At 70.2% G+C, this 20,814-nt stretch carries 22 protein-coding genes and 1 riboswitch; of the genes, 7 read left to right on the forward strand and 15 right to left on the reverse strand.

Annotated features, from left to right (window positions below):
- Positions 1–3: 3 nt before the first annotated feature.
- On the reverse strand, positions 4–1,233 hold the full coding sequence (locus AB0G10_RS38740; RefSeq protein ID WP_360933884.1) for an Ig-like domain-containing protein: 1,230 nt from the start codon (positions 1,231–1,233) through the stop codon (positions 4–6).
- Between the two features lie 290 nt (positions 1,234–1,523).
- Between AB0G10_RS38740 and AB0G10_RS38745 the strand changes: the two genes are divergently transcribed.
- A complete protein-coding gene (locus tag AB0G10_RS38745; protein ID WP_360933887.1) occupies positions 1,524–1,898 on the forward strand; it encodes a DUF2750 domain-containing protein in 375 nt (124 codons plus the stop codon).
- A 6-nt stretch (positions 1,899–1,904) separates the two neighbouring features.
- Here the strand turns inward: AB0G10_RS38745 and AB0G10_RS38750 are convergent, their stop codons facing one another.
- The gene (locus tag AB0G10_RS38750) at positions 1,905–2,366 is read right to left on the reverse strand and encodes a peroxiredoxin (RefSeq protein WP_360933890.1); all 462 of its coding nucleotides are present in this window, start codon (positions 2,364–2,366) and stop codon (positions 1,905–1,907) included.
- A 110-nt stretch (positions 2,367–2,476) separates the two neighbouring features.
- On the opposite strand from AB0G10_RS38750, the gene AB0G10_RS38755 reads away from it, so the two are divergent.
- From AB0G10_RS38755 to lon, 3 genes are all read left to right on the forward strand, one after another.
- Positions 2,477–3,112: an FKBP-type peptidyl-prolyl cis-trans isomerase gene (locus tag AB0G10_RS38755; protein ID WP_360933893.1), complete on the forward strand. Its 636-nt coding sequence runs from the start codon at positions 2,477–2,479 to the stop codon at positions 3,110–3,112.
- 14 nt (positions 3,113–3,126) lie between these two features.
- Entirely contained in the window at positions 3,127–3,297 is a 171-nt protein-coding gene (locus AB0G10_RS38760) for a hypothetical protein (protein ID WP_360933896.1), read from the forward strand.
- Positions 3,298–3,427: 130 nt separating this feature from the next.
- Entirely contained in the window at positions 3,428–5,806 is a 2,379-nt protein-coding gene (lon, locus tag AB0G10_RS38765) for an endopeptidase La (protein ID WP_360933899.1), read from the forward strand.
- Positions 5,807–5,851: 45 nt separating this feature from the next.
- Here the strand turns inward: lon and AB0G10_RS38770 are convergent, their stop codons facing one another.
- Positions 5,852–7,444 (reverse strand): cellulase family glycosylhydrolase, encoded by a 1,593-nt coding sequence (locus AB0G10_RS38770; protein WP_360933902.1) that lies wholly within the window; start codon positions 7,442–7,444, stop codon positions 5,852–5,854.
- A gap of 123 nt (positions 7,445–7,567) precedes the next feature.
- Here AB0G10_RS38770 and AB0G10_RS38775 point away from each other — a divergent pair, with 123 nt between their 5' ends.
- The gene (locus AB0G10_RS38775) at positions 7,568–8,047 is read left to right on the forward strand and encodes a GNAT family N-acetyltransferase (RefSeq protein ID WP_360933905.1); all 480 of its coding nucleotides are present in this window, start codon (positions 7,568–7,570) and stop codon (positions 8,045–8,047) included.
- A gap of 35 nt (positions 8,048–8,082) precedes the next feature.
- On the opposite strand, the gene AB0G10_RS38780 is transcribed toward AB0G10_RS38775, so the two are convergent.
- Both AB0G10_RS38780 and AB0G10_RS38785 read right to left on the reverse strand, forming a co-directional pair.
- Positions 8,083–8,229: a hypothetical protein gene (locus tag AB0G10_RS38780; RefSeq protein WP_360933908.1), complete on the reverse strand. Its 147-nt coding sequence runs from the start codon at positions 8,227–8,229 to the stop codon at positions 8,083–8,085.
- A 232-nt stretch (positions 8,230–8,461) separates the two neighbouring features.
- Positions 8,462–8,920: an SRPBCC family protein gene (locus AB0G10_RS38785; protein ID WP_360933911.1), complete on the reverse strand. Its 459-nt coding sequence runs from the start codon at positions 8,918–8,920 to the stop codon at positions 8,462–8,464.
- A gap of 192 nt (positions 8,921–9,112) precedes the next feature.
- On the opposite strand from AB0G10_RS38785, the gene AB0G10_RS38790 reads away from it, so the two are divergent.
- Entirely contained in the window at positions 9,113–9,562 is a 450-nt protein-coding gene (locus tag AB0G10_RS38790; protein WP_360933914.1) for a hypothetical protein, read from the forward strand.
- Between the two features lie 207 nt (positions 9,563–9,769).
- Here AB0G10_RS38790 and AB0G10_RS38795 read toward each other — a convergent pair whose 3' ends face one another.
- From AB0G10_RS38795 to AB0G10_RS38815, 5 genes are all read right to left on the reverse strand, one after another.
- On the reverse strand, positions 9,770–9,970 hold the full coding sequence (locus tag AB0G10_RS38795; protein ID WP_360933917.1) for a hypothetical protein: 201 nt from the start codon (positions 9,968–9,970) through the stop codon (positions 9,770–9,772).
- A gap of 195 nt (positions 9,971–10,165) precedes the next feature.
- Entirely contained in the window at positions 10,166–10,882 is a 717-nt protein-coding gene (locus AB0G10_RS38800) for a Pr6Pr family membrane protein (RefSeq protein ID WP_360933920.1), read from the reverse strand.
- Positions 10,883–10,944: 62 nt separating this feature from the next.
- On the reverse strand, positions 10,945–12,291 hold the full coding sequence (locus tag AB0G10_RS38805) for an ATP-binding protein (RefSeq protein ID WP_360934087.1): 1,347 nt from the start codon (positions 12,289–12,291) through the stop codon (positions 10,945–10,947).
- A gap of 22 nt (positions 12,292–12,313) precedes the next feature.
- Positions 12,314–12,991, reverse strand: a complete 678-nt coding sequence (locus AB0G10_RS38810; protein ID WP_360933923.1) for a response regulator transcription factor — start codon at positions 12,989–12,991, stop codon at positions 12,314–12,316.
- A gap of 65 nt (positions 12,992–13,056) precedes the next feature.
- Positions 13,057–13,995, reverse strand: a complete 939-nt coding sequence (locus tag AB0G10_RS38815) for a 3,4-dioxygenase subunit beta (RefSeq protein ID WP_360933926.1) — start codon at positions 13,993–13,995, stop codon at positions 13,057–13,059.
- A gap of 191 nt (positions 13,996–14,186) precedes the next feature.
- Between AB0G10_RS38815 and AB0G10_RS38820 the strand changes: the two genes are divergently transcribed.
- A complete protein-coding gene (locus AB0G10_RS38820; protein ID WP_360933929.1) occupies positions 14,187–15,347 on the forward strand; it encodes a hypothetical protein in 1,161 nt (386 codons plus the stop codon).
- A 94-nt stretch (positions 15,348–15,441) separates the two neighbouring features.
- Here AB0G10_RS38820 and AB0G10_RS38825 read toward each other — a convergent pair whose 3' ends face one another.
- From AB0G10_RS38825 to AB0G10_RS38845, 5 genes are all read right to left on the reverse strand, one after another.
- Positions 15,442–16,053, reverse strand: coding sequence for a tyrosine-protein phosphatase (locus AB0G10_RS38825; protein ID WP_360933932.1), 612 nt, complete (start codon positions 16,051–16,053; stop codon positions 15,442–15,444).
- Positions 16,054–16,264: 211 nt separating this feature from the next.
- Positions 16,265–17,056, reverse strand: coding sequence for a phosphatase PAP2 family protein (locus tag AB0G10_RS38830; RefSeq protein WP_360933935.1), 792 nt, complete (start codon positions 17,054–17,056; stop codon positions 16,265–16,267).
- 108 nt (positions 17,057–17,164) lie between these two features.
- Positions 17,165–18,190 carry a tetratricopeptide repeat protein gene (locus AB0G10_RS38835; RefSeq protein WP_360933938.1) on the reverse strand — a complete coding sequence of 342 codons (1,026 nt, stop codon included), beginning with the start codon at positions 18,188–18,190 and terminating at the stop codon, positions 17,165–17,167.
- A complete protein-coding gene (locus tag AB0G10_RS38840; protein ID WP_360933941.1) occupies positions 18,187–19,428 on the reverse strand; it encodes an AAA family ATPase in 1,242 nt (413 codons plus the stop codon). The genes AB0G10_RS38835 and AB0G10_RS38840 overlap by 4 nt, the downstream gene beginning before the upstream one ends.
- Before the next feature lie 139 nt (positions 19,429–19,567).
- Positions 19,568–20,524: an NlpC/P60 family protein gene (locus AB0G10_RS38845; RefSeq protein WP_360933944.1), complete on the reverse strand. Its 957-nt coding sequence runs from the start codon at positions 20,522–20,524 to the stop codon at positions 19,568–19,570.
- Between the two features lie 34 nt (positions 20,525–20,558).
- Positions 20,559–20,695: riboswitch (cyclic di-AMP (ydaO/yuaA leader) on the reverse strand.
- Positions 20,696–20,814 lie beyond the last annotated feature (119 nt).

The raw sequence follows: 20,814 nt of genomic DNA on the forward strand, positions 1-20,814 counted from the left end.
GGGTCAGGCGTCGCGCCCGTACTTGTCGAACGAGACGGTCCAGTCGCCGAGACCGTTCCAGATCGGCAGCTCGCGCGGGGTGTTCTTGACGTCGACGATGTCGCCGACCCGGAAGTTGTTGTAGACCCACTTGGCGTCGGCGGTGCTCAGGTTGATGCACCCGTGCGACAGGTTCGCCCGGCCCAGCGAGCCGTTCCACGGCGCCGCGTGCAGGTACTCACCGGAGTAGCTGATCCGGGTGCAGAACTCGATGTTCTCCGACACGTAGTAGTTCGGATCGTTCTTGTCGGTGACGCCGTAGCTGGCCGAGCTCATCGTGTGCTTGCGCTTCTTGCCGAGCACCACGTGCGGGCCGCCGGCCGTCCAGTAGCTGACGTGCTGGCCGTTCGCGCCGGTGGTGCCGCCGCCCTTGCCGAGGCTGCTCTTCATGGTGCGGACGAGCTTGCCGTCGATGTAGACCTTCGTCAGGTGGGTGCGGTTGTCGCTGATCGCGATCAGCTCGCGCCCGATCTTGAAGCTGGTCGAGGCGTTCTTCCCGCCGTACGTCTTCTTGCCCAGCTTCTGGCCGAAGACGTTGACGCTCACCTTGATCGTGGTGCCGGCGGCCCAGTACTTGGCCGGCCGCCAGTGCACGGTCCGGTCGTCCTTCCAGTAGAACTTCCCGTCGACCGACGGCGACGTCTTGATCTCGATGGCCTTCTCGGCGGCCTTCTTGTCGACGGCGCGGCTGAACGCGACGATCACCGGCTGACCCACGCCGTACGTGCTGCCTTCCTTGAGCAGCAGCATCGCGTTGGCCTGGAAGTTCACCTTCGCGGTGGCCTCCGGCTTGAGGGTGCTGAAAGTGTGGTCCTTCGTCGTCTCGGCGCCGGCGCTGTCGGTGGCCGTGACGGTGACCTTGTACTTCTTGCCGTACGCGAGGTCCCCTGTCGACTTCCAGGTGCCGTCGGACTGGATCTCGCCCTCGACCGTGGTCTTGCCGGCCGTGACGGTGACCGACTTGAGGGTGCCGTCCTCGGCGCTCACCAGGATCGGCTTGATCGGCGACACCCCGGTGGCCCCGGACTCCGGGGTGAGGGTCAGCCGGACGGGCGCGGCGGTGGGGACGGGCTCGACGTTCGCGACCGGGTCGACCCAGGTGGTGGACCCACCGCCGGCGGCCTTGCCTCCGCCGGACGAGGAGCACCCGGCCGCTGTGGCGGCAGCGGCCACGCCGACAGCACCGATGATCACTCTACGTCGTCGAATCATGACTCTCACAATCGAGGGGTCCCGGCGCCATCCATGGCCCTGCAAAGAACAAGACGTGACTCGGACTCGAAATCGTTGCCTGAAGAGTCAATCAATCTTTGAGGAGGGGGTCATCTTGACAGATCTTGATCTCGCGCGGTACCCCGCATCGACCGTGAGGGTGCTCGTTCCCTCGTACCCATGAGGGTTTTGCGCCATGATCGGCCGCAACCGGACGACGGCGCGCGCACCATCGCCCGATATCATGCGGTTTTCGCTGAGAAGGAGATCACGTGGCATCGGACGACATCCCACGCCGTGAGGCGGAGCGCATGCGCGGGCTCGACGAGACGGCCCGGGTGGCGCTGACGTTCGAGGCCATCGCCGACCGGGGCGCGCTCTGGGTGTGGGGCGACGAGGGCGACATCCTCTTCACCGAGGACGCCCGGCGCCGCAACCTGCTGCCGATCTGGCCGTTCGCGACAGTGGCCCGGCTGGAGAACGAGGGCGACGTGGACGGCGAGCACGCCATCCGCATCCCGGTCGGCGTGTTCCTGAAGGAGTGGCTGCCGCAGCTCGACGAGGACGACGCGGACATCGCGATCTTCCCGGTCGAGGAGCGGAACGCGGCGGTTCTGAGTCTCGCCGAGTTCCGCTCCCGGATTTAAACGGACTTATCCGTTTTTTGCGGCCGTTAGGGCCTCGGCCGCGTGCTGGTTCATGTCCAGCTCGCTGTGGATCACGTCGATGACCCGCCGGTCGGTGCCGATCACGAAGGTCATCCGCTTCGTGGAGAGCGGGCCGAGCGCCAGCTTGCGCTTAACGCCGTAGGCCGCGATCGTCACCGAGTCCGGGTCGGAGAGCAGCGGGTAGTCGAAGGTGTAGGTCTCCGCGAACTGCTTCTGCTTCTCGACGGGGTCCTTGCTGATGCCCACCCGCTGCACGCCGGCCGCCCGGTATTCCGCCGACAGGTCGCGGAAGTGGCAGGCCTCGGCGGTGCAGCCCTTGGTCATCGCGCCGGGGTAGAAGAAGAGGACGACGGGGCCGCCGGCGAGGAGATCGGTCAGCCGTCGCGGCGTGCCGTCCTGGTCGGGCAGTTCGAAGTCGGGCGCGAGGTCGCCCTTGCCGATGGTCACCCGAAGCAGGGTACTGCCGGATCTTCGGGGCGGCCCCGCACAGGATCGTGTCGTATTGTCGGCCCGTGCCTGATCCCGTAGCCAGCAGATCCCCGTCTTTGGGGAAGCCTTTGAAGACCAAGGCGGAGAAGCGCGCCGAGGCCAAGGCCGCCAAGGCCCGCGCCCGCGCCGCCGAGAAACGCCGCCGCGCGCTGACCGTCGCCGGCGCCGCGGTGGTCGTGATCGCCCTCGTGGTCGGCCTCATCGTGTGGATCGGCAACTCGACGTCGTCCACCCCGGCGGCGTCCCCGGCCGCCACCGCCACGGCCGACGCCCCCACCGCTTCCGCCGCCGAGGCGACGAGCGCTGCCTTCCCGCCCGTCCCGGAGGGCGCCGACCCGGCCCTGTCCACCAAGCCGGAGGCGAAGGCGGGCAGCGGCGAGGTCACCGAACTCACGACGACCACCCTGATCGAGGGCACCGGCCCGGCCGTCGAGTCCGGCCAGACCGTCACCGTCAACTACGTGGGCGTCACCTACGCCGACGGCGAGGAGTTCGACTCGTCCTGGAGCCGCTCCGAGACGTTCGACTTCCAGGTCGGCGCCGGCAACGTGATCCAGGGCTGGGACAAGGGCCTCGCCGGCGTCAAGGTGGGCAGCCGGGTCCAGCTCGACATCCCCGCCGACCAGGCCTACGGCGAGAACCCGACCGGCGGCCAGCCGGCCGGAGCGCTTCGCTTCATCGTCGACGTGCTGGCGGCTTCCTGAGCAGGCGGCGCTACGTGGCCCGTGGAGTCCCAGGCGGCTATCGCGTCTGGGACAACAGGGGTCGCCGCTGGTGGGGCGACCTCTACGAGGTGTGCCCGGACGACCTGCTGACAGAGCTCAACGGCGCCGCCGATCCCGCCCGGATCACGGCTTTGCTGCGGCGATACCGGGCGCAGAGGCGCTAGGAGTGTGGGGAACGAGAACGCCCTCGGGCGGCGGGCCGGGGCATCGGGCATTCGGTGGTGACGCACGACCTGCGCCGGCGCCGTTCCGGGCACGCTGCCCGCCTCACCCCGGCCGGCCTGACCGCCGGTGATGTTCGCTGGGAGTGAACGGGGGAAGATCGGCGGACCCGCCGAGGTTGAGCCGCCTGTACTCAACTCCTCGGAGGTACCGGTGACCAGCAAACGACTCCCCGTACTGTTCCTCGACGACATCGTGCTGCTCCCCGGCATGGTGGTGCCCGTCGAGCTGGATGAGAAGGCCCAGGCCGCCGTGGACGCGGCCCGCACGTCGGCCGGCTCCGAACTGCTCATCGCCCCGAGGCTGGAGGACCGGTACGCGTCCTACGGCGTGGTCGCGAGCGTCGAACAGGTCGGCAAGTTCCGGGGCGGCACGCCTGCCGCCGTACTCAGAACGGGTGTTCGCGCCCGCATCGGCAGCGGTGTGACGGGACCGGGCGCCGCGCTCTGGGTCGAGGCCGAGCCGGTCGAGACCAAGCTCACCAAGGGTCTGGACGAGCTGGCCGCCGAATACAAGAAGCTCGTCGTCTCGGTGCTCCAGCGCCGCGAGGCCTGGCAGGTCATCGACTCGGTCAGCGCCATCGACGACCCCGGCGACCTGGCCGACACCGCGGGATGGGCGCCCTACCTGTCCAACGACCGCAAGCGGGAGCTGCTCGAGACGCCCGACGTCGAGGCGCGGCTGCGGCTGCTGATCGAGTGGACGCGGGACTTCCTGGCCGAGTCCGAGGTCAGCGAGAAGATCGAGCACGACGTCCGGGAATCGGTCGAGAAGCGGAACCGCGAATACCTGCTCCGCGAGCAGTTGAAGGCGATCCGCAAGGAGCTCGGCGAGGGCGAGGCCGGCGAGGACGACGACTACCGGGCTCGGGTGGAGAGCGCGGAGCTGCCTGATCCGGTACGCGAGGCAGCGCTGCGCGAGGTGGACAAACTGGAGCGGACGGGCGACCAGAATCCGGAGTCGGGGTGGATCCGCAGCTGGCTCGACACCGTGCTGGACCTGCCGTGGAACGTCCGCACGACGGACAACACCGACCTCGGCGCCGCCCGCGCGGTGCTCGACACCGACCACCACGGCCTCGACGAGGTCAAGGAGCGGATCGTCGAGTACCTGGGCGTGCGGGCCCGCCGGGAGTCCCGCGGCCTCTCCGTCGTCGGCGGCCGGGGATCCGGAGCGGTGATCCTGCTGGCCGGCCCGCCCGGGGTCGGCAAGACGTCGCTCGGCGAGTCGGTGGCGAGGACGCTCGGCCGGAAGTTCGTCCGGGTGGCGCTCGGCGGCGTCCGCGACGAGGCCGAGATCCGCGGCCACCGTCGTACGTATGTCGGTGCTCTTCCCGGTCGCATCGTGCGCGCCGTCCGGGAAGCGGGCTCGATGAACCCGGTCGTGCTCCTGGACGAGGTGGACAAGGTCGGCAGCGACTATCGGGGCGACCCCGCCGCGGCGCTGCTGGAGGTGCTGGACCCGGCGCAGAACCACACGTTCCGCGACCACTACCTCGACCTCGATCTCGACCTGTCGGACGTGCTGTTCATCGCGACCGCGAACACCCTGGAGACGATCCCGCAGGCGCTGTTCGACCGGATGGAGCTCATCACGATCGACGGCTACACGGAGAACGACAAGGTCGCCATCGCCCGCGACTTCCTGCTGCCCCGCCAGATCGAACGCGCCGCGCTGTCCCCTGGCGAGGTGACCGTCACCGACGACGCCCTGCGCCTCATCGCCGCCGATTACACCCGAGAGGCGGGGGTACGGTCCTTCGAACGCCTCCTCGCCAAGGCGCTGCGCAAGGCCGCCCTCGGCACGCTGCCCGCCACCGTCGGCGCCGCCGATCTGAAGGACCTGATCGGACGGCCGAGGTTCACCCCGGACTCGGCGGAGCGCACCGCCGTCCCCGGCGTGGCCACCGGCCTGGCGGTCACCGGCATGGGCGGCGACGTGCTCTACATCGAGGCGTCGCTGCTCCCCGGCGACAAGGGCGGCCTGTCCGTCACCGGCCAGCTCGGCGACGTCATGAAGGAGTCCGCGCAGATCGCGCTCTCCTACGTCCGGGCGCACGCCGGCGAGCTCGGCATCTCGCCGGAGCAGCTCGACCACCCGATCCACCTGCACGTGCCGGCCGGCGCGGTGCCGAAGGACGGGCCGTCGGCGGGCGTCACGATGACGACGGCGCTGGTCTCGCTGCTGCTCGGCCGCAGCGTGCGCGCCGACGTCGGGATGACCGGCGAGGTGTCGCTGACCGGCCGGGTCCTGCCGATCGGCGGCGTGAAGCAGAAGCTGCTCGCCGCCCAGCGGGCCGGGCTCACCGAGGTGTACCTGCCGCAGCGCAACGAGCCCGACCTCGACGACGTCCCGGCCGACGTGCTCGACGCGCTGACCGTGCACATCGTCTCGGACGTCCGGGAGATCCTGGACACCGCCCTCGACGAGGTGCTGGTCCCCGCCGCGTGATGTTCGGAGAGGACGCCCGGCCCGCGGGCCGGGCGTCCTTGAATATCAACTACAGGTGGCGCCGTTCAGCGTGAAGCCGGTGGGAGCCGCCGCGTTCCCGGTGTGCGTGGCCTGGTAGCCGATGCTGACCGAGCCGCCCGCCGGGATGGAGCCGTTGTAGCTCACGTTCGTGGCGGTCACCGCCCCGCTCGCAGGCGCGTAGGTCGCGCTCCAGCCGGAGGTGATGGCCTGCCCGCTCGCCAGCGTGAACGTCAGCTTCCAGCCGTTGATCGCGGTGGCGCCGGTGTTGGCGATCGTGACGCTGTTGGTCAGGCCGCTGTTCCACGCGTTGACCGCGTTGGTGACCTTGCAGGCCCCGGTCCCGGTCGACGGCGACGCTGACGGGGAGACGGACGGCGAGACGGACGGCGAGGCGGACGGCGACGAGGACGGCTGCGTTCCGATCCCACTCATGATCGCGTCGATGATGCCCTGCTGGGTGACCGCGCCGGAGTTCCGATCGAACAGCCCGAAGCCGTGCTGCCCGTTCCAGCCGTTGTCCCAGTACGCGGTCGCCGCCCCGTACTTCTTGGCGGTGGCCACCAGGGTGCGCGCGTAGTCCGCCCGGTACCGGTTGTTCGTGGAGTCGTACGTCGTCTTGTCGATCGAACCGTACTCACCGACGAAGACCGGGTACCCGCGCGTCACGAAGGTGTCGCGCATCTTCTTCAGCTGACCGTCCATGAAGTCCTCCTGGCCCCAGACCGACTTCTTCGCCGGGTTGGTGGCGTTCGGGCCCCACTGGGTGATCGTGCCGTCCTCGGTGCCCGCGAAGTCCCACGGGTCGTAGTAGTGCACCGAGATCATCAACCGCTGCTCGCCGGCCGGGATCGTCGAGGACCGGTACTGGTCGGTCGGGATGACGAAACCGTAGTTGCCGGCCGTGTAGTCGATGTTGGTGTTCCAGCCGGGCACCAGCAGCCACCGGGAGGCGTTCGTCCCTCCGGTGCGGCGCACGGTGTCCACGAAGATCTGGTTGTAGGCGTTGATGTTCGAGTAGCACGGCTGGGTCGGGTTGCCGTACTGCCCGTCGAAGTTCTCGTTCATCGACTCGAAGATCAGGTGGTCGTTGTAGCCCGCGAACTTCGTGGCGACCTGCTGCCACACCTTCTGGTACTTCTCCCGGATCGCGGTCTGCGAGGCGGCGTCGCAGATCAGCCAGGAGCCGGACACCGACTTGTAGCCGTCGCCGTGCATGTTGATCAGCACATAGAGGCCCCGGCCGTGCGCGTAGTCGACGACCTCCTTGATCCGGTTCAGCCACGCGGCGTTCACGGTGTAGTCGGGGGCCGCACCGATGTGCCCGAGGTAGGAGACCGGGATCCGGATCGTCTTGAATCCGGCGGCCCGCACCTTGTCGATGAAGGCCTGTGTCACGACCGGGTTGCCCCAGGCCGTCTCGCTCGGGACGCCGTTGACGTTGGCTTCGAGCGTGTTGCCCAGGTTCCAGCCGGCGCCCATGTCGGCGACCAGCTGCGGGCCGTTCAGCTGAGCCACGACGTCGGCCGCCGCGGGCCTCGTCACGCCGTAGGCGGCTCCGGCGAGGGCCATCGTGGCCGCGATGAACGCGAGCCCGGCCCTCCTCATTCTCGTACTCATGGTGTCGTACCTCTCGTCGGCCCCATGGGGGATTCGGCCAGACGTGCTGGGAGCGCTCCCAATCATGGCAAACCATCGATCCCTTGTCACCACGTTGAAGACCTTCATGGGTACGTTGTGAGCGTGCGTTTACGAGAAGCGGATGCCCGGGATCTGCCGTTCCTGGAGCGGGTGTTGCTGACGGCCTACAACTGGTCGGAGGATCGCTTCACCCCGGACTGGATCCGCACCGACGAGATGGCCCGCCGCTACCTGGACGGCTTCCCCGGCGACGGCGACGTCGGCCTGATCGCCCTGATCGGCGGCGCCCCGGCCGGCGCCGCCTGGGGCCGGGCCCTCCCGGCCGGCCGGGCCGGCTACGGCTTCGTGGCCCCCGACGTCCCCGAGCTGACCCTCGGCGTCCTGCCCGAGGCCCGCGGCCAGGGCGTGGCGTCGTGCCTCATGGCCGCCCTCATCAACATGTCCCGGCAGCGCGGCCTGCCCGGCCTGAGCCTCAGCGTCGAGGACGGCAACACCGCCCGCCACCTCTACGAACGCTGCGGTTTCACGGTCGTCGGCCGCACCGGCAACGCGGACACCATGCTCCTCCGCACCGGCCGCTGAGTTCCGGCCCGCCGGCATGCATGCCGGCGGGCCGATCACGCCGTCGACCTCGAGTTTCTTTCCCGGTGGAACTGCACGCAGACCTGTTCGGCGTCCTTGTCGAAGACGCCGTCGGTGCGGAGGCGCCACCCGCGGTCCTTCATCTTGAGCTGCCAGGTGCGCACGTCGCTCTTCAGTCCCATGAGATGTGTCAGTACTGAAGTCCCGATACATGTGTCAGCCGTTTCAGCGTGTCGTGCCTGCGGCGGTGCTGGACCTGGAGCCAGGAGCCGTCCGGCATCCTCGGCTCGATCCCGCATCGGCCGCATCCCCACTCCTTGATGTCGTCGGGTCCGCGGCGAGGTGCACCCTGGTGGCCTGGCCGCGCTCCGGCGGGTCGTTCTCAGCCTGTCGCCCTCGGCCAGGCGCTCTCGGTCAGGCGCTCTCGGCCAGGCGCTTGATGTGGGCGGCGCGCGCGGTCAGCAGCTTTTCGAGGTACGGCACGAGCACGATCCGGGCCACCACCGCCCCCAGCGGCCCGAACGGCGCGCGGATCGTCATGCGATCGGTCATCCGTGTGCGTCCGGCTCCGAGCCCTTCGAAGAGGTGCTCGTGACGCATCGCCCGGAACGGACCACGGGTCTGCTCGTCGACGAACCGATGCGGCGGGTCGTACGCGCTGATCCGGCTCGTCATCCGCCAGCGCAGCCCGAAATGCCGGGCCCGGAACGTCACCTCGTCACCGGCACCGAGCCGCCGCCGGCCCGTGCTCGTCGTCGCGGTCTCCCCGCTCCCGGCCAGAGACCCGGCGTGAACGTCGACGTCGAGTTCCAGATCGAAAACCGTCACCGGCGCCGCGTCGATGAACGAGACGACTTCGATCACCGCGAGCACGCCCGCAGCCTAGCCGAGGCCGCCCGGCGCCGTCCCAGACCGTGCCGTCGTGCCTGGTCAGCGCCCGGATTCCATCCCTTCGTCCCAGGGATGCCCGGGGCCGTTGCCGGGCCGACGGGCGGGCGCCGACGCTGACACCGGCCGAACCCCGCAAAGGAAGGAATCACTTCTGTGAGGAATCCTCGGATCAAGATGTCCGGTGCCGTTCTCGGGGCACTGTTCTGCGTGGTGTCACTCGTGCTCGGCGCGTCACCGGCCGCGGCCGCACCCGTAGCGCCCGCCGGCGACGTCCCGCCGGGCAAGTACCTCGTCGTGAAGGACGTGACGGGCAGCGAGCGCGGCAACGTCGTGGCGCCCAGCGGCACGGACTGCACCTACCCGGCCTGCGGTGAGGTGCACAACCGCAGCGGGCACATGCTGATGGTGAGCCGGGACGCCAACTCCCATCTGTCGTGCGGCGCCGTCGGGCCGTACGCGGTGCTCAGCAACGGCCAGGACAGCAACGGCGCGCCGCGCTACTGGAAGGACACCGACTGCTTCGCCGGCACCGACTGCTCGGTGTTCTACGGCGGTCTGCTCTATAGACCGTACGAGTACATCCGCATCTACAACCCGGTCTGGATCTACAACGTCAACTGCTGAACCGATCGAACCCTGACAGTGGCCGAGGGGGGCACTGTCAGGGCCTCGGAGCCCCGGGTCGAAGCCCGAACATGGAACGACGACCGAAAGCCCCGGCGGGCGCGGGTCGAGGAGCCGGAGGACGGCGCCGATCACGACGACCGCACCCAGGTTGATCAGCCCGGTGGGATAGCCCAGCTCCGTCGCCCGTGAACTCCGGCTTCATACTTACTTTCGCCCTCGTCGCAGGCTGCGGAAGCCGTCGACGAGAAGTCCGGCTCCGAACATGGTCAACAAGGTCTGAAGACCGAGCCTCCAACCTGTTCCTTGAGGTTGGTAGAGCAACGCTACGACAATCATCGCGGCTCCGCCGACGAGGACAGCGACCGGACGCCATGGCGTGGTCGCCCGCTGCCGTTCGTCGATCACGTACGCATGTTAGACCGACCGCCCCACGGCGGGGTACGCGACGATCAGCGGCAGAGTGCAGCGAGGACCCATGCGTCCGAGGTGAGGCCCGCGAGGATGGGCACGGTTCCAGTGTTGTGGACGTGCACCTCGAAGAAACCAACCGCTCGCTCGGATCGCCGAGTGAGGTTTGCTCGAGGTTCGGCTTGGCGCCGGCTACCTCTGACGGTCGGCGCTGGTCTCCACCTCGGTGCTGCTGTCCGCGCTGGGACGCGGCTGCGGCACCGCCGGCGTCTCGGCGGCCGGAACAGCGGGCGAGCCACCCGGCAGGCGCGGATCCAGCAGCCGCAGGATCGCGCCGATCACGACGGCGATCACGACGACCGCGCCCAGGTTGACCAGCACGGCCGGGTAGCCCAATGCGACGACGTCCGAGAACGGGTACGGGTACCAGTCCGTCACCGCGCCGTGGGCCAGGGTGTAGCCGATCCACAGGGCGGGCCAGACCGCGGCCCACGCGAGCGTCCGGCCGTCGATGCGCGGGCGCGGGCCGAAGAGGAGCCAGCCGAGCAGGGCGGCCCACGGCGCGAAGTAGTGGAAACCGAAGTTGGACAGCCGGGCGGCGCCGGTCAGCTCCACCTGGCCGGCCAGGATGGTGGCGTAGACGATGCCTGTGATGACGATGCCGAGCAGCGCGTCCAGGCGGATCACGCGCCAGAGCCGGCCGTCGCGGTGCGGGTCGAGGGCGAGGCCGGTCACGGCGACGAGCAGTAGCAGGTTGCTCTGGATCGTGAAGTAGCTGAACAGGTTCACGAAGCGGGTGACGGCCGGGCCGGCGTCCGGGGCCGGGTCCGTCGCGGTCAGCGTCAGCTGGATGATCAGGGATGCCAGGACGATGCCCGCCAGCGTGCCGTGCCAGATCCGAGACTTCACGCCGGACTCCGATCGAGAGTGATCCCTTGCAGCCCGGGAGCGTAGCTCAGGAAGAAGCGCCGCTACCGGCGGGTAGGCGCATCGAAAGGCGGAGCGCCGCTGCCGGCGGGCAGGTGGATCGAGACCCGCAGGCCCGGGCCGGCGTCGCCGAGGGTCACCGTCCCGCCGTGCCGGCGCACCAGCTCGCGGACGATCGCGAGACCCAGCCCCGAGCCGCCGGCGTCGCGGGCCCGGCCGTCGTCGAGGCGGGTGAAGCGCTGGAAGACCCGGTCGCGGTCGGCCGCCGGGATGCCCGGGCCGTCGTCGGTCACCACCACCGACAGGTGGTCGTCGGAGCGGGAGGCGCTGACCGTCACCTTCGACGCCCGATGGCGCACCGCGTTGTCGAGCAGGTTCGCCACGACCCGGGCCAGCGCGTCCGGCTCCCCCACCAGCGGCAGCGGCTCGCCCGGCTCGATCACCTCGATGTCCGGGTAGCGCTCGGCGGTCTGGGCGACCAGCTCGCCGAGGTCGAGCGTCTCCACGCCCCGGCCGGTGGCCCGCACGCCCTCGTCCGAGCGGGCCAGCAGGAGCAGGTCGTCGACGAGGCGGGAGAGCCGCTGCACGTCGGCGAGCAGGTCGTCGGAGAGGGCCGGCCAGTCGGTGTCGTCCGGCAGGTGCTGCGCCACCTCGAGTTCGGTGCGCATGTTCGTGAGCGGGCTGCGCAGCTCGTGGGCGGCGTCCGCGACGAACGCCCGCTGCCGGGCCCGGCCGGCGTCGAGCCGGTGCAGCATGTCGTTGAGGGTGACCGCGAGGCGATGCACCTCGTCCCGCGAGTCCGGCACCGGCAGCCGGCCGGCCCGGGATCCGCCGGTGATCTCCTCGGCGCCGGCACGCAGCGCGTCGACCGGGCGCAGAGCGGCCCCGAGGGCCCGCCACAACCCCGCCGCGAGCAGCCCCACGATCAGCGGAAAGAGGATCAGGAGGGTGATGCGGAGCAGATGTACGCTCTGCCGCAGCTCATCGGTCGACCGGGCGACCAGGACGGTCAGCGGGTCGGTCGGTGGCCCGGCGCTGAGCTTCACGACGCGCGCCTCGCCGTCGAACCCGATCCGATTGCCGGGGATCCGCATGCCCTCGCCGTCCGCCAGGTCACCGATCTCGTCGGGATACAGGATGGGTACGAGGCGGTCGGCCGTCGCGGACACCGCGCGTACCCGTCCCTCATCATCGATGACCTGGACCTGCACGCCCGGCGTGACCGGAATCGGGTTTGTCAGCGAACCCTGGTCCACCAGGCGTTTCACGCCGCGCGCGGTCTCCAGGGTCTCGGTCTGGACGGCCCGGTTCTGGGCGAAGCCGAGCGCCGCGACCAGCAGCACGCCCCCGGCCACGAGACCGAGCGCCAGGCCCGCAACCGAGACCAGCAGGAGCCGGGCCCGCAGGCTCAGCTCAGCCGGCCGGCGCATTGCTGCCCTGGGAGAGCCGGTATCCCGCGCCCCGCACCGTCTCCAGCCGCTCCCGGCCGATCTTGCGGCGCAGGTAGCCGACGTAGACCTCGACCGCGTTCGGGGCGGTCTCCATCGACGCGTCCCAGACGTGGTCGAGCAGCTCGGTCTTGGAGACGACCTGGCCGGGCCGGCGCATCAGGTATTCGAGGAGCGCGAACTCGCGCGCCGTCAGGGTCACCTCGTCGCCGGCGACCAGGACGCGGCGCTCGGCCGGATCGAGCTCGACGTCGCCGAAGGTGAGGTTCACCGGGCGCGCCTGCGCGCCGCGTCGCAGCAGCGCCCGGAGACGGGCCAGGAGCACGACGTACGAGAAGGGCTTCGTCAGGTAGTCGTCGGCGCCGCAGTCGAGGCCGTCGGCCTGGTCGTACTCGCCGTCCTTCGCGGACAGCATGAGCACCGGCAGCCAGTGCCGTTCCTCGCGCAGCTGCCGCACCACCCGGTAGCCGGAGAGGCGCGGCAGCATCACGTCCAGGATCATCGCGTCGTACCCGCCGTGGCGGGCCATCTCGAGGCCGTCCTGCCCGTCGCTCGCCACGTCGACCGCGAACCCCTCGGCCTGCAGGCCCCGCCGCAGCGCGGCAGCGAGCCGGGCCTCGTCCTCCACCACCAGCAACCGCACCCCCACACCTTGGCACGCCGCCGCCAGAACATGTGAGCGCCTCTCAGCACGCTCACAGTGACGAGTCAGGGACCGGAGGGCGGCGGCCCCGACGGCCGGGGACCGGACGGCGGCGCTCCCCCGGGCCCGCCACCACTGGGCCCGCCGCCGGGCCCACCACCGGGCGGCGCCCCGCTCGGCGCACCGTCCCCGCTCAGCTGCCCGCCCGTCGGCGTCGTCGTGGTGTCCACCCCGACCACCAGCGACACCGCGAACCCGGCGGTCACGTCCCCGCTCACCGTCGCGAGCTGGCTCGCGCCGGAGTCCTCGCCGAACACGTTGTCGCCGTCCAGCGAGACCTGCGCCAGGTGGGTGATCGAGTCCTCGTAGCCGCTCGTCGCGTAGACCGTGTCGCAGGCCGCCTTCGGCAATGCCACCTGCGAGGTGGCGATCGCGTTCCCGGCGTCGGCGATGTCGGCCCGGCCCGGGTAGACCTCGAAGTGGACGTGCGGCCACCGGCCGGAGTAGCAGGCCGGGAAGATGCTGGTGAAGGTGACCCGCCCGGCGCCGTCGGCGATCTGCACGCCGCGCAGGTAGTTCTCGTTCGTGATCCCCTCGGAGTAGAGCGAGTACCGGCCGGCCCGGTCGCAGTGCCAGACGTAGACGGCCACGTCCGCGAAGGCCGCGCCGCCGTTCGCCAGGTCCTTGAGGTCCAGGGTGAGCGTCATCGGCACGCCCTCGGCCGTGGTGGTCGAGTCGCCGAAGCTGGACCGGATGTCGCTGCGCACCACGCCGCTCTCGGTCAGCACGTTCGGCCCGTTCGAGCCGTCGCCGGGGTAGGGGCCGGCCGTCTCGTCCGGGATCTCGCTCACGGTGTTCGTCTCCGAGGTCGCCACCGAGGGGGTGTCGTCGTCGCCGTCCCCGCAGGCGCCGAGCCCGAGCGCCACCGCCCCGAGCCCGAACGCTCTCAGCACCTGCCGCCGCCGGGCCATCGTCCCGAGGTCGAAGATCAAACCCTGATCCACCAGGTCTTCCTCTGGTCGTGGCAGCGCGCGCCCTTCATACGTACCCATGAAAGCCCTTCGTCTTTTGTCCTTTTAAGTCCGATTTCACGCTAACCGACCGACCAGCAGGGGGCGTCCCTTACGGGGCTTTCTCAGCCTCGTCACAGCGGTGGCAGAGCACCATGGTTGACAGAGAAGGGGAGGTGGACATCGTGTCCGTGTTCAGGTCAAGGCCGGCGTTGCGCTGGCTCGTTCCGTCGGCCGCCGCGGTGGCGGTCATCGGGGGCGGCGCGGCGGCCGGGACAATCGTGGCGAGCGCCGACCCGGCCCTGCCCGAGCGCTCCGCCGAGCAGCTGCTGGTCGATCTTCAGAACGCGAATCCGGAAGGCTTCTCCGGCACCGTCGTACAGAGCACCGACCTCGGGCTCCCCGGCGTCGCCGGGCTGCTGAAGAACATCGAGGGCGGCGGGCTCACCAGCCTGGTGTCCGGCAGCAACACGGCCCGTCTCTGGTACGCCGGCGAGGACAAGCAGCGGTTCGCCCTGCTCGGCACCGACGGCCAGACCGACGTCATCCACAACGGCAACGACGTGTGGATCTGGAAGAGCAGCGACAACACGGGTACGCACGTGACGCTCCCCAAGGACGTCACCGACGCCCGGAAGGAGGCGCTGCCGAGCAGCGTCCCGTCCACGCCGCAGGACGCCGCCGACGCCGCACTCAAGGCGATCGACGGCAGCACCAAGGTGACCACGACCGGCGCCGCCGAGGTGGCCGGCCGGGACGCCTACGAGCTGGTGCTCAGCCCCAAGGACACGAACTCGCTGGTCGGCCAGGTCCGGCTCGCGATCGACGCCGTGGAGCACATCCCGCTGCGGGTCGACGTCTACGCGACGAACGCCACGAAGCCCGCCGTGCGGGTGGCGTTCGAGCAGGTCAGCTTCACCGTCCCGGACGCGCAGCAGTTCACGTTCAACCCGCCGCCCGGCGCCGCGATCGAGCAGGTCACGCCGTCCGCCGGCAAGGTCGAGCAGCACGCGAAGGAAGCCGAGAAGGAGGCGCGGAAGCAGGCCGAGGCCGAGGGGACGAACCCCGAGGACTTCAAGGTGGTCGGCGAGGGCTGGACGACGATCTTCACGGGCAAGCTGCCGGCTTCACTCGACGAGATCACCAAGGAAGCGCAGAGGGAGTCGGCCGGCAACGCCGACGCCAGTCAGATGGTCGAGGGCCTGCTCGGCACGCTGGAGCCGGTCAGCGGCACGTGGGGCAGCGGCCGGCTGCTCAGCGGCTCGCTCTTCACCGTCCTGATCACCGACGACGGCCGGGTCTTCGCGGGCGCGGTCACGCCGGAGGCGCTCTACGCGGTCGCCTGATCCGATCTGAAGCAACGGGCCCCGCCGGAATGGCGGGGCCCGTTGCTCATTGCCGCAGCCGCTCTTCTCGCTGTTCTCGCCATTCTCGCTTTTTTCAAGCCAGCAACCGCTGCCGGATCGCCGCCAGCTCCTCGCCGGACACGCCGGCTTCCCGCAGATAGGCCTCGACGCCACCATGGCGGCGGTCGGCGTGCGTCAGCGTCGCACGCATGGCGTCGGCTTCACACCCCTGCGTACGGGCGTAGTCGGCGGCGATCAGGTCCCCGCCGACCCCGGCCAGCGCCAGCAGCAGCGCGACGACCACGCCGGTCCGATCCCGGCCGCCGTGACAGTGCACGACCACCCCGCCGGCCGGCGCCGCCGCGATGACCCGGAACGCCCGCCCGATCCGCTCGGCGTTGTGGTCGAGCATCGGCGCGTACGTGTCCTCGGGCGGCTCATAGCCGAGCGGGTCGTCGAGCAGCGGCACGTTACGGTAGGCCGGATCGCCGGCGAACGGGCTCGGATCTTTATCGCACTCCCGCGGCCAGCGCAGGTCCAGGATGAGCGCGAGGCCGAGCTCGCGCAGCGCGGCCACCGAGGCCGGGGTGAGCAGCCCGAGACTGTCCGAACGGATCAGGGCGCCGGGGCGGATGGCGCCGCCGCCGAGCGTCGGGGTACCGCCGAGATCACGGGCGTTGACGCAGTCCGGCCACTCGAGACTCACAGCGGCAGTCTAGTGCCGGCGCCGCCCCCGCCTCCCCCGCGCAATCTCGTGCCGCACCCGCCTCCCTCCCGATCTTGTTGATCCGCCCAGGAACGGGGCGTCGCGCATCAACAAGATCGCCCGCCTTCCCCGCGATCTTGTTGACCCATGCAGGAACGGCGCGTCCCCAATCAACAAGATCGGGAGGGAGGGGGAAGGAGGGAGGGGGGATTCAGCGGGAGGGAGCGGCGGGAGGGGTGGCGCGCTGCCGGGGGATCGACGTGGTGGCGGGCGGCGCCTCGATCTCCGCCGGACGGTGCTGGCGGAGCAGAACATAGGCGGCGGCCGTGAGGAGGGCGGCCGCTATCGCGTCGAGCCAGTAGTGGTTGCCGGTCGCCACGATCACCAGCAGCGTCGCCGCCGGGTGCAGCAGCCAGAGCGCGCGGTGCCGGCCGCCGATCGCCGCCATCAGGGCGACCGCGACGACCAGGGCCCAGCCGAAGTGCAGGGAGGGCATGGCGGCGTACTGGTTGGAGAGGTGGTCGGTCTGCGGGTTGCCGTAGACGGCCGGGCCGTAGAGGTGGCCCAGGTCGAGCATGCCGGTCTCGGTGAGCATCCGCGGCGGGGCCAGCGGGATCACGAAGTGGACGAGCAGGGCGGTCCCGGTCAGCAGGGTCAGGACGTTGCGGGTCCAGCGGTAGTGCGCCGGGCGATAGAGGTAGAGCCAGATGAGGCAGGCCGCCGTGGCCGGGAAGTGGACGTACGCGTAGTAGGTGTTCGCCACCTCGATGAGCGTCCGCCAGCCGAGCAGCGAGTGCTGGATCGTCAGCTCGCTCGGCAGCCGGAGCAGGCGCTCGACGTCCCAGACCGTCCGGGCGTTCCGGAACGCCTCGTCGACGTGACCGTCGGCGGCGACCCGGCCCACCTTGTAGACCAGGAACAGCGCCGCCACCAGGGCGAGTTCGCGGAGTGCCGACAACAGTCCCGGCCTGGCCGCCTCCGGGGATCGCTCAGCAACCGTCACAGCAACTCCCCCGTCGATCAACGCAGGGGGAAAGCATCCGGCGAACTTGCGTGTTGTGCAAGATTTAACCGGCCTTTAGTGATGTAACGCGCATCGGTAACATTCCCGTTACCTGTGTTCGGCACGGCCCGCCATGAGCAGTGCGCCGAGACCGGCGAAGCCGGTGGTGAGGGCCAGCCAGTGGCCTGTCCCGGCGTACCCGAGAAGAAGCGCGACCGTCGCGACCGCCGCAACCCACCCGGCGCGGACGGCGCGACGCTGTCGCGACGGCAGCAGGGTGAGGCAGCGCCACGGCAGCAGGCCCGCCGGGATGAGGACGCGGAGACCGAAACCGATCATCACGATGACCACCGTGAGGGCGGCCGCGCGGGCGGCGACCTGCCAGGACGGCCAGAGCAGGGCGGCGGCGGCGAGGACGGCGGTCAGGGGTACGCCGGCCGCGAGACCGCGCCGGAGACCGCCCAGCAGGCCCCGGACCGGCCAGGCCAGGGCGGCGCTGTTGAGCTTGGCCGGATGGTCGGCGGCCAGGTCACGCAGGCCGCGCAGGGAGGAGCGGACGCGCAGCCGCTCGGCATCCAGCAGGGCGATCAGCCAGCGGCCGTCCGGATGTCCGGGATCCTGGGCGAGCGCGGCGGTGACGGCTTTCCGGGCGGCCCCGCGGTTGCCGGCGTGACGTTCGATCTCGCCGAGCGTCAGCAGGTCGGTGACCGAATGTGGATGCAGTTCCAGGGCCCGCTCGACAGCGGCGCGCGCCCCGCCGAAATCCTTGCGCAGCGCCAGCACCCGGGCGAGAACCCGATGGGCCGGCGCATGCGCCGGATCGAGTCGCACCGCTTCCTCGGCTTCGCGGAGAGCTTCCGCCGTCCGCGGGTCGTCCGCCGCCCCGTCGTCGAGCATGAGGCATTCGGCACGCTCGATATGAACGCCGGGGAGGTGCGGGTCCGCGGCCACCGCCGCCGACGCCGCGTCCAGGGCGTCGGCGCGCCTCCCCTGCAGGCGCAGCAGGCCGGCGAGCAGGGAGAGCAGCTCCGGGTCGGCGGGAGACTCGATCAGGCCGGCCCGGACCTCCTTCTCCGCCTCGGCGAGCCGGCCCACGTCGGCGAGGGCGCGCGCCCGGTACGCCGGGGCGGTCACCGAACCTTGCGCTTCTTCAGGTAGGCGGCCAGGTCGTCGTATTCGCCGCTCTCGTTCGCGAACATCGCGACGTTGCGGGCCGTGCCGAACCAGGCGTCGGTGGACGGGCGCACCTCGCGGGCCGCGGCCAGCATGTCGGCCTGCCCGATCATGCGGATCTCGCCGGACGCGATCGAGTCGCGCATCGCGTACTCCGCGGCGGTCTCGCAGAGGTGGGCCAGGTCGGCGCCGGAATAGTGCTCGGTCGCGGCGGCCACGGCGTCCAGGTCGATGCCCGCGACCGGGCGGTCCCGCAGGTGATATTCCAGAATCGCGGCGCGGGCCGGGCGGTCCGGTGGCAGCACCAGCACGGTACGGTCCAGCCGGCCCGGACGCCGGAGCGCCGCGTCGACATCCCACGGCGCGTTCGTGGCCGCCAGCACGAAGACGCCGTCGTTGCCGCCCTCGACACCGTCCAGTTCGGTCAGCAGCTGGTTCACCACGGTACGCATGGACGACTGCAACTGGCTGCGCTTGTGGCCGAGCGCGTCGATCTCGTCGAGGAACAGCACGCACGGCGCGTGGCCGCGGGCCGACTCGAACAGGTCGTGCAGGTTGCGCTCGGAGCTGCCGATCCACATGTTCAGCACGTCGGTGATGCTCAGCGAGATGAACGCGGCGCCCATCTCCCCCGCGACGGCGCGGGCCAGGAACGTCTTGCCGCAGCCGGGCGGGCCGTAGAGCAGCAGGCCACCGCGCAGGCTTTTGCCGAACAGCGAGCGCAGCTTCGGGTTGCGCAGCGGGCCGAGGAAGCTGACCTCGAGGCGCTTCTTCACGTCGGCCATGCCACCGACGTCGGCCAGGGTGACGGTGGAGCGCTCGACGTCGAAGACCCGGTCCTGGTGGCCGCGCACCGGGTCGGGCTCGCCGTCGCTGGTGAACCGCGGCGGGACGACGTCGCCGAACTGCTGCTCCATGGCCGCCCAGTCGAACCCGGCAGGAGCGGGCGCGGGCGGGGCGGCTGGAGGCGAGGCGGGCGCGGGCGAGGCGGGCTCGGGCGGGTTTCCGAGAGCTCGTGCCATCAACTGCTGCGCGGCCTGGTTGGCGGGCTCCCGGGTGAGGACCTGAGCGGCGTGTGCGATCGCCTCGGCGCCGCGGCCCGCGGCGACCAGCAGCTCGGCCAGGTGCAGGCGCAGCGGGAGGTCGTCGGGGCGGGCCTCCACCGCGGCGGAGAGGCTCTCGATCAAGGCGTCGCTCATGACAGGCGATTATGCCCCTGCCGGTCACGAGCGAGTCGCCGGATGGGAACGGCCCTGTGGTCACCGTCACACACAGTGTTCCCCGTACAAAAGAAAAGGCCGCACCGCACGGAGCGGAGCGGCCTTTCCGGCGAATCGGCTACGCCGGCCGGCGATATCCCGCGATGGGACCGCGGTCGATCGTCGCCATCCGCACATGGTCGCCCGTATGCGGCGCGTGCACCACCATTCCGCCACCGATGTAGATGGCGACGTGGTGCACGTCGGAGTAGTAGAAGACGAGGTCACCCGGCTTCAATTCGCCCCGGCTGACCGACTTGGTCGAACCGTACTGGTCCTTCGTGTAATGCTCGAGAGAGACGCCGACCGACGCCCATGCCTTCTGCGTCAGACCCGAGCAGTCATAACTGTTCGGGCCGTTGGAGCCGAAGACATAGGGCTTGCCGATCAGATCGCACGCTTTCTGAGCCGCGCGACCGCCCTTGTCGTTGGTGTAGGTGACCGGGCAGGGGCCGGTGCGCAGCGGGCCGTCGTCGACGTCCGCCGTGCCGTAGGCCGCGATCCGCGCCTTCTGAAGCTTGTCGATCTCTTTCTCGATCGCCTTCTTCTTGCTGGCGAGATCCTTGTCCCGGGCCGCGATCTCGGTCGCGAGCTGGTCCACCGTCGCCTTGTCCCCGGCGTACTTGTCGCGGAGCTTGGCCACGTTCTCGATCGACGCCGTCTGGTTCTGAGCGAGCTGGTCGAGGAGCGAGAGCTTCTCGGTCAGCCCGGTCGGGGAACCGCTCATCAGCATCGCGTTGAACGCGTTCGGCGGGCCTTGCATGTACGCGTCGACGGCCAGGCCCCGGACCTGCGCCATCGCGACGTCCACCTTCACCTGCAGCGGCGTCAGCGTCTTCGCCAGCGAGGACTGCTGCTTGCGCAGCTTCTTCAGCTTGGTGTGCACCGAGTTGTATTCCTCGATGACGGGCTCGAGCTTGTTCCACTGTTCGTCGATCTGCTTCTCGACGCTTGCCGGCGTGGGCTCGGCGTGGGCGACAGCGGGACCGGTGAGAATGATTCCGGCTGCGGCCATCACGCAGATCAGACCGCGCAAGACGCCTTTCCGTTTCACCTCGGTGCGTTGTCCTTTCTTCCCATCCAACCGCCGACCGGGTTAGCTGACGGGTTCGGGCGGGAAGCTGCCCGGCCGCTCGGGGGGAGCGGCTTCACCCCGGACTACCTGGGTCCCCGGCTCGCTTTTTCAGCGATTAGGCGGCGGTTCGGCAGATCGGCCGGGTGGTCGAATGGGGGGCTGCCGGACCGGGCACCACCGTACCGGTCTCGGTTCGGTATACGAAAGGTCGCCCGCGTGGCGAAACCGTGCGCACCATTTCCATTACCCAG

The sequence above is a fragment of the Actinoplanes sp. NPDC023714 genome (assembly GCF_040639855.1).
GTDB lineage: Bacteria > Actinomycetota > Actinomycetes > Mycobacteriales > Micromonosporaceae > Actinoplanes.

Excerpts from the sequence above, each read along its gene's own strand:
- lon (WP_360933899.1), top strand. The coding sequence starts at position 3,428 with ATGTTCGCTGGGAGTGAACGGGGGAAGATCGGCGGACCCGCCGAGGTT.
- AB0G10_RS38770 (WP_360933902.1), bottom strand. The coding sequence starts at position 7,444 with ATGAGTACGAGAATGAGGAGGGCCGGGCTCGCGTTCATCGCGGCCACG.
- AB0G10_RS38780 (WP_360933908.1), bottom strand. The coding sequence starts at position 8,229 with ATGGGACTGAAGAGCGACGTGCGCACCTGGCAGCTCAAGATGAAGGAC.
- AB0G10_RS38790 (WP_360933914.1), top strand. The coding sequence starts at position 9,113 with ATGTCCGGTGCCGTTCTCGGGGCACTGTTCTGCGTGGTGTCACTCGTG.
- AB0G10_RS38840 (WP_360933941.1), bottom strand. The coding sequence starts at position 19,428 with ATGAGCGACGCCTTGATCGAGAGCCTCTCCGCCGCGGTGGAGGCCCGC.